Source organism: Corallococcus exercitus (assembly GCF_003611585.1).
GTDB lineage: Bacteria > Myxococcota > Myxococcia > Myxococcales > Myxococcaceae > Corallococcus > Corallococcus exercitus.
The window spans coordinates 1-3,867 of sequence record NZ_RAVW01000625.1 but is presented as its reverse complement, the minus strand read 5'-3'; the positions used below and the strand labels follow the sequence as shown (position 1 = coordinate 3,867).

Here is a 3,867-nt window from a genome sequence, read left to right as displayed (position 1 = left end):
GTCTGGGGGTGGGGCCCGCCTGCCTGCCGGGCGCTGACCGGCGTTGGGGTGCCCACCTTCCGGGAGGTCCCGTCCCCCCATCGCCCGAGGTGTGCCCATGGCCCAGGCCCACGAAACCGACACCGAGAAGCAGGAGCGCCACGCACGGCGCCACGAAGCCCACGTCCGCGCCACCTACGCGGCGTTCATCCGCCACCTGTGCGAGCTGAGCGCCCTGCCCCCCGCGCTCGCGGAGTCCGCCGCCGTATCGGTCTTGAGCGCGCTGGAGCGCCGGCTCATGCCCAACGGGGTGCGCAACCTGGAATCCCAGCTGCCCCGGATGCTGGTGGAGTTCCTGCCGCCCCCGGAGGAGCGCCCCCCGCGCCCCCACCGCTTCGGCCGCGAGGAGATGATTGCTTCCGTGGCGGAGGACCTCCAGATGCCGGTGGACCAGGCGGAGCTGGTGATCCGCGCGGTGCTGCGCGCCTTCCAGGATCAGATCACCGAAGGCGAGGCGGACAAGGTCGCCAGCAACCTCCCCGCGGACCTGCAGGCCCTCTGGCGCCTCACGCAGTAGGCGCCAGCCGGGCGTGGAACTACTCCGTGGGGCCACTGCCCGCGCCGTCCCCGGTGGTGAACACCGGGGTGCCGCCGGGGAGGCTGGGGTCGTGCGGGAGGCTGCCGCGCGGGCTGCGCAGGTAGACGAACGGCGTGGCGAAGAGGAAGTTGCTCACGCGCGACGTGTAGATGTCCGCGTAGCGCTCCACCTGCCGCGCCAGGTGGCTCTTGTCGTTGCCGGCGCGGGTGAGCAGGCCCCAGTGCGGGTTGGACAACTCGCTGGCCGCGCGGGCCATGGGGCCCAGCTCCGCGTCCAGCGCCTCCAGCTCCGTGCGCAGCTCCGTGAGGCGCGTCACCAGCTCGCCTTCGGTGACGTCCGTGCGCGGGCCGTACTGGACGCGCCGCCGCTGAAGCTCCAGGCGCACCTGGCAGCTCTCCGCCTCCAGGCGCTCCTTCTTGAGCATGCGCTCGCCAATGCGGACCTCGGTGGCGCGGAAGGCGGCGATGGCGCGCACCTCGTCCTCCAGCTCGCGCAGGATGAGCGCGGTGCGCCAGCGCAGCACGTTCTTGGTGACGTGCACGTCGCCGAACATGTGGTCGCCCACGTAGAGGATCTCGTCGCCGGACAGGCCCAGGTGCCGCTCCAGCTCCAGCGCGCTGCCGCCGAAGTAGGGCTTGTTCTTGTCCAGCGGGCCGGAGTGCGGACGCAGCAGCGCCTCGCCGTTGGCCTCCACCACCTCGAAGAGGGTGGAGCGGGTGGTGAAGAACTCGGGCTTGCGCGCGCTGACGATGACGACGTCGAAGAGCTGGCGCCAGGTCATGCCTTCGGGCAGGTGCCGGTCGAAGGCGAAGTGCATCATGGGCTCCGTGTAGGCCCACTCGCTGTTGGTGATGAGCAGCAGCTTCTTGCCGGCGTTCTTCTGGTCCAGCAGCGCGAGCGGCGTCTCCGGGTCGTCGATGACGTAGCGCTCGGGGTCCGCGATGATTTCCGCCTTGAGGCGCCCCTGCATGTGCGTGGCGTCCAGGTTCTTGCGCACGTGCTCGTAGAGGTCCGCGTAGCCCATGGGACCGGGGAGCTGGCCGGCGTCCAGGCGGTCCACGAGCTGCGCGTAGATGCACGCCTCCGAGAGGGAGAAGAGCGTGTTGAGGAACACCCAGCGCCGGTCCGCCAGGTCGATGACGGTGCGGTTGTAGGCCTCGCGCTGGGACTCGAAGTCCATGGGGCGGCTGCCGTGGAGGGCCTTCTTCACGAAGCCGAAGCGGTTGGCCTTGAGGAGGTTGCCCTTGGCGGTGTCGATGATGAGGCCGCGGATGGCGAGCATCGGGTCGAACGTCAGGTCGGCCACGGGCCAGCCCTGCTCCACCAGACGGTCGCGAATGTATTCGTACGCGCGGCGTTCCCACGCCTCCACGCGGTAGTGGATGAGCGTGTAGTCCATGTCGTAGCCCACGGCCTTGATGGCACGCATGTTGAGGGTGCGGTTGCAGAACAGGCCGCGCTCGGGCGGGGGACCGGAGAAGTGAGGACGCATGGGAGCAAGGCTTGCCAAGGCTTCCACGCAAAGTCGAGCGGCCCGTGTGCCCACGTCGGTTCGTGGGCAGGCCCGGGTCGTCCAGGTGTCGGAAAGATGGGATACAGGTGACGCAGGTGACGCCAAGGGCCGGGCGGCGCGCGGAACCGAAGGGCAGAGACATGTTGGGAATGACGCGGCGATGGGGTGCGGCCCTGGCGGCGGTGGTGGTGCTGGCGGCGGGCGTGGCGGGGGCCCAGGAATGGGAGACGGTGGCGACGACGCCTTTTCTGATCAAGGTGCGGCCCCGCCCGGGGACGAAGGCGAAGGACATCTGGGCGGAAGGGGAGCTCAAGGCGAGCGCGGCGCAGCTCCAGACGGCGCTGGAGGACCAGGAGTCGTACCGGCTCTTCATGCCGTACGTGAAGGAGTCCCGGGTGGTGCGGCCCACGGAGGACGGCGGGCGGCTCACGTACACGCGGCTGGACCTGCCGGTGGTGTCGTCACGGGACTACATCTGCCACGTCGTGACGGAGTCGAAGGTCGCGCCGGACGGGACGGGTGTGTACCAGCAGCGCTGGAAGGCGGAGCCGGACGCGTTCCCCGCCCGGCGTGACGTGGTGCGGCTGCGGTTGAACGAGGGCAGCTGGAAGATCGAGCCGAAGGGCGGGGGCACGTCCTGGGTCGTCTACAAGTTCACGGTGGACCCGGGGGGCTCCGTTCCGGGGTTCCTGGCCAGCGTGGGGCAGAAGGACGCGGTGGTGGACACGCTGCGCGCGGTGGAGAAGCGGGCGAAGACGCTGACAGCGGAGACGCCTCCCACGAAGTAGAGGTTGGAGGCGTAGGGGATGGAGGCAGGCGGGCCGGGTGTTCCTTCCGGACGCCATGGCTGACAACTCCAAGATTGAGTGGACGGATGCGACGTGGAACCCGGTGCGCGGCTGCGTGAAGCTGAGCCCCGGGTGCAAGCACTGCTACGCGGAGACGTTCGCGGAGCGGTTCCGGGGCGTGCCCGGGCATCCGTATGAGCAGGGCTTCGACCTGAAGCTGATTCCGGGGAAGCTCGCCGAGCCGCTGCGCTGGAAGGCATCCAAGCGCGTGTTCGTGAACTCGATGAGCGACCTGTTCCTGGACGACGTCCCGGAGGCGTACATCGAGGCGGTGGCGCGGGTGATGGCGCTGGCGGACTGGCACACGTTCCAGGTGCTGACGAAGCGCGCGGAGCGGATGCAGCGGCTATTGTCCACGCGGCTCGCGTTCGCGGCGAGGCTGCCGAACGTGTGGTGGGGCGTGAGCGTGGAGGACCGCAAGTACGGCCTGCCGCGCGTGAAGCACCTGCGGGCGGCGCCCGCGCGGGTGCGCTTCCTGTCCATCGAGCCGCTGCTGGAGGACCTGGGCACGGTGGACTTCACCGGCGTGGACGGCGTGATTGTCGGAGGCGAGAGCGGCGCGAAGGCCAGGCCGCTGGACCCGGACTGGGTGCGCTCCGTGCGCGAGCAGTGCGACGCGGCGGGCGTGGCCTTCTTCTTCAAGCAGTGGGGCGGCAAGCGCAAGGCGGCGGCGGGGCGGGTGCTGGATGGGCGCACGTACGACGCGCTTCCCCGGAGCACGGTGGCTCCGTTCCCCGAAGAGGCCCGGCGCCTGCGCTTGCTGGAGGATGCCGAAGCGCTGGCGGCCCCGTGGCTGGCGCCGCCCGCGTTGGCCGCGGGGGGCGTGGTCAGCGCCGCCGCTTCAGCTTGAAGAAGTCGATGAGCGCCTTGAGTTTGGGCGGCACGTGGGTCCGGCTCGGGTAGTAGAGGAAGCTGTCTCTTATACCCAT

General features: G+C 70.0%; 4 protein-coding genes. 3 read left to right on the top strand and 1 reads right to left on the bottom strand.

Features of this window, described 5'->3' with window-relative positions:
• Positions 1 to 97: 97 nt before the first annotated feature.
• The gene (locus D7W79_RS39845) at positions 98 to 556 is read left to right on the top strand and encodes a DUF2267 domain-containing protein (protein ID WP_120530435.1); all 459 of its coding nucleotides are present in this window, start codon (positions 98 to 100) and stop codon (positions 554 to 556) included.
• A 19-nt stretch (positions 557 to 575) separates the two neighbouring features.
• On the opposite strand, the gene D7W79_RS39840 is transcribed toward D7W79_RS39845, so the two are convergent.
• The gene (locus tag D7W79_RS39840) at positions 576 to 2,069 is read right to left on the bottom strand and encodes an HAD-IG family 5'-nucleotidase (RefSeq protein WP_120530434.1); all 1,494 of its coding nucleotides are present in this window, start codon (positions 2,067 to 2,069) and stop codon (positions 576 to 578) included.
• A gap of 161 nt (positions 2,070 to 2,230) precedes the next feature.
• On the opposite strand from D7W79_RS39840, the gene D7W79_RS39835 reads away from it, so the two are divergent.
• Together D7W79_RS39835 and D7W79_RS39830 are read left to right on the top strand one after the other, a co-directional pair.
• Entirely contained in the window at positions 2,231 to 2,878 is a 648-nt protein-coding gene (locus D7W79_RS39835) for an SRPBCC family protein (RefSeq protein ID WP_120530433.1), read from the top strand.
• Between the two features lie 55 nt (positions 2,879 to 2,933).
• The gene (locus D7W79_RS39830; RefSeq protein ID WP_120530436.1) at positions 2,934 to 3,788 is read left to right on the top strand and encodes a DUF5131 family protein; all 855 of its coding nucleotides are present in this window, start codon (positions 2,934 to 2,936) and stop codon (positions 3,786 to 3,788) included.
• Positions 3,789 to 3,867 lie beyond the last annotated feature (79 nt).